We start from the raw sequence: 2,950 nt of genomic DNA, 5'->3' as shown, positions 1-2,950 counted from the left end.
GCGGTGGTGAGCGCCTTGGTCATGGCGCGGCCGCGCTCCGTGTAGCCGAGCGCGGCGGCGAGCGAGAGCGCGGGCCGCGCGGCAACCGGAATGCTCAGCTCCGCCCGGCGGCACCCCCAGCCGCGCAGCACCTCCTCCGCGGCGAGCGCGGCGACCGTGCCCCGGCCGCGGCGCCGGTCGGCCTCGTCCACATGGAGCCGCACGATCCGCCCCACGCGGACGCCGAAACGTTCGTCCGTCGCCAGCTCGATCCCGCCCACGGGGCGGCTGTTGACGCAGATCTCGTACGGGCGGGAGCGCCCGCCGTGCTCATTGCGCCGTTCTGCCGCGGTGGGCCGCAGGGTGGTGGTCACGTTGGTGTTCTACCTGCCCCGCGGCCGTACGTCACGGGATTTACGGATTCGGCTCGGCCGTCGACCGCTCCTCGAAGACGCGCATCGCCTTCGCGGTCACCGGGCCCGGCGCGCCCGGCAGCAGCCGCTCGCCGCCGTCGCCGCCGATCCGGTTCACGGCCTGCACGTCGCGGAGGCTGGAGGTCAGGAAGATCTCCTCGGCGCGGTCCAGGACGTCGTACGGCAGCTCGGTCTCCGTGGCGCCCGTCCACTCGACCGTCAGCTCGCGGGTGATGCCCGCGAGGCAGCCGGAGGCGAGCGGCGGGGTGTGCAGTTCACCGTCGAGGACGACGAAGACGTTGGAGCCGGTGCCCTCGCAGAGCGCGCCGACGGTGTTGGCGAACAGCGCCTCCGTCGCGTCGTGTTCGTGCGCGCGGGAGAGGGCGAGCACGTTCTCCGCGTACGAGGTGGTCTTGAGCCCCGTGAGGGCGCCGCGCTCGTTGCGGGTCCAGGGGACCGTGATCACGGCGGTGGTGTCGGGCCGCCGCTTGGCCGCGCCGAGGGCGACGACCAGGGTGGAACCCGCGTCGCCGCGGTCGGAGCTGAGCGGGGAGAGCCCGCCGGTGTAGGTGATCCGGAGCCGGCCGTGCTCCATCGGGTTGGCCGCGAGGACCGCCGCGCAGGCCTCGCGCGCCTCGTCGAGGTCGGGCTCGGGCAGCCCCAGACCGCGCGCGGACGTCGCCAGCCTGCGCAGGTGGCGGTCGACCGCGAAGGCGCTGCCGTCCGTGGCCTTGAGCGTCTCGAAGACGCCGTCGCCGGCGGTCAGCCCGTGGTCGAAGACCGATACCCGGGCGCTGTCGGCGTCCCTCAGCGCCCCGTCGATCCAGATCCGGGATGTGGGGGCCGGTACCCCGCTGGGCTGTGCTATCACCGTGGAATCCCTCCGGTCGCCTCGTCGGCTCCCGACGCTACCCCGAGCAGCCGGGCCGCCTTCAGTTCGGTCTCCTCCCACTCCCGCAGCGGGTCGGAGCCCCAGGTGATGCCCGCGCCGGTACCGAACCTCAGCACCGGTCCGCCGGCCGCCGTCCGGTCGATCCAGAAGGTCCGGATGCCGACGGCGAGCTCCGCCGTGCCGCGGTCGGCGTCCACCCAGCCGACGCCGCCGCAGTAGGGGCCGCGCGGCGCGGTCTCCAGCTCCTCGATGATCCGCAGCGCGCTGGTCTTGGGGGCGCCGGTGACGGAGCCGGGCGGGAAGGTCGCGCCGAGCAGGTCCGCCCAGGTCGACTCGGGGCGCAGTTCGCCGCGGACCGTGGAGACGAGGTGGACGAGGCCGGGGTGCGGCTCGATCTCGCAGAGCCCCGGCACGGTCACCGAGCCGCTCGCGCAGATCCGGCCGAGGTCGTTGCGGACCAGGTCGACGATCATCACGTTCTCGGCGTGGTCCTTCTCCAGCAGGTCGGCGGCGGTCCGGCCGGTGCCCTTGATCGGCCCGGACTCGACGGTGCGGCCGGACCGGCGCACGTACAGCTCGGGCGAGGCGGTCGCCACCTCCACGCCGTGCGCGGGCAGCCGGATCGTTCCGGCGTGCGGGGCCGGGTTGCCGCGGGCCAGCAGCGCGGTGAGCGCGTCCACGTCGGACGCGTCCGGGTCCGGCAGCGGCGCCGTGAGAATTCGGCAGAGATTCGCCTGATAGACGTCGCCCGCCGCGATGTGTTCGCGTATGCGGCGTACGCCCGCGGTGTACGCGCCCCGGTCCAGGGAACTGGTCCAGTCCGACGGCGCGGGCCCGCGCCAGCGCCCCGGCGCGGGAACCGGCGCGGGGCGTACGTCCCCGAAGCGCGCGCACACCAGTCCGCCCTCGAAATCGGCCGTCACCGCCCACCAGCCCGAGGAGTCCAGGGCCGCCGGGTCGCTGGTGACGTCGCGCAGGTCAAGGGCGAGAAGCCCGCCGAATCGGGCCATCGGGGAGAGGTGGGACACGCTTGCGAGTCTATGACCGGCGGGCCCGCGACCCGCCTCGGGGGAAACGAACCCCGCGGCAAGCTGGGCAAACGGAATTTGAGCTGGCGCTGGAATCCGCTAGAGTTCAACACGTCGCCGGGACGCGCAAGCGCACCGGGCACAACGACACCTGCGGACGTAGCTCAGTTGGTAGAGCACCACCTTGCCAAGGTGGATGTCGCGAGTTCGAGTCTCGTCGTCCGCTCGAAGTGGGGATCTTCCCGAACCCCGCACTCCGGGTGGAGTGGCCGAGAGGCGAGGCAACGGCCTGCAAAGCCGTCTACACGGGTTCAAATCCCGTCTCCACCTCCAAGGACGATTAGCTCAGCGGGAGAGCGCTTCCCTGACACGGAAGAGGTCACTGGTTCAATCCCAGTATCGTCCACCGGGATCTTCACGGGTCCCCCCGCGCGATTAGCTCAGCGGGAGAGCGCTTCCCTGACACGGAAGAGGTCACTGGTTCAATCCCAGTATCGCGCACGCGACAAGAGCGGCACCCGCGACACCGAGGACGATTAGCTCAGCGGGAGAGCGCTTCCCTGACACGGAAGAGGTCACTGGTTCAATCCCAGTATCGTCCACACACAGCACAGCGGCCGGACCCCGAAAAAGGGTCC

At 72.0% G+C, this 2,950-nt stretch carries 3 protein-coding genes and 5 tRNA genes; 5 read left to right on the top strand and 3 right to left on the bottom strand.

The window, feature by feature from the left end:
• The 3 genes from ACFU99_RS39505 to ACFU99_RS39495 all read right to left on the bottom strand — a co-directional run.
• Window positions 1-353, bottom strand: a 353-nt coding sequence (locus tag ACFU99_RS39505) for a GNAT family N-acetyltransferase (RefSeq protein ID WP_384402312.1), incomplete at its 3' end; no start/stop codon positions are given.
• A 40-nt stretch (window positions 354-393) separates the two neighbouring features.
• Window positions 394-1,260: an aminotransferase class IV gene (locus tag ACFU99_RS39500; protein ID WP_384402318.1), complete on the bottom strand. Its 867-nt coding sequence runs from the start codon at window positions 1,258-1,260 to the stop codon at window positions 394-396.
• Window positions 1,260-2,294: a chorismate-binding protein gene (locus tag ACFU99_RS39495; protein WP_384402315.1), complete on the bottom strand. Its 1,035-nt coding sequence runs from the start codon at window positions 2,292-2,294 to the stop codon at window positions 1,260-1,262. Before ACFU99_RS39495 ends, ACFU99_RS39500 begins: the two co-directional genes overlap by 1 nt.
• Window positions 2,295-2,465: 171 nt before the next feature.
• Here ACFU99_RS39495 and ACFU99_RS39490 point away from each other — a divergent pair.
• The 5 genes from ACFU99_RS39490 to ACFU99_RS39470 all read left to right on the top strand — a co-directional run bounded on the left by ACFU99_RS39490 (window position 2,466) and on the right by ACFU99_RS39470 (window position 2,914).
• Window positions 2,466-2,538: transfer RNA gene (locus ACFU99_RS39490), tRNA-Gly, on the top strand.
• 33 nt (window positions 2,539-2,571) lie between these two features.
• A tRNA-Cys gene (locus tag ACFU99_RS39485) sits at window positions 2,572-2,645 on the top strand.
• A 1-nt stretch (window position 2,646) separates the two neighbouring features.
• A tRNA-Val gene (locus tag ACFU99_RS39480) sits at window positions 2,647-2,718 on the top strand.
• A 23-nt stretch (window positions 2,719-2,741) separates the two neighbouring features.
• Window positions 2,742-2,813: transfer RNA gene (locus ACFU99_RS39475), tRNA-Val, on the top strand.
• A gap of 29 nt (window positions 2,814-2,842) precedes the next feature.
• Window positions 2,843-2,914, top strand: a tRNA-Val gene (locus ACFU99_RS39470).
• Window positions 2,915-2,950: the final 36 nt, after the last annotated feature.

The sequence above is a fragment of the Streptomyces sp. NPDC057654 genome (genome assembly GCF_042800135.1).
Lineage (GTDB): Bacteria > Actinomycetota > Actinomycetes > Streptomycetales > Streptomycetaceae > Streptomyces.
Note: the sequence above shows the minus strand (reverse complement) of the source record. Positions and strands in the feature narration are given on the sequence as shown.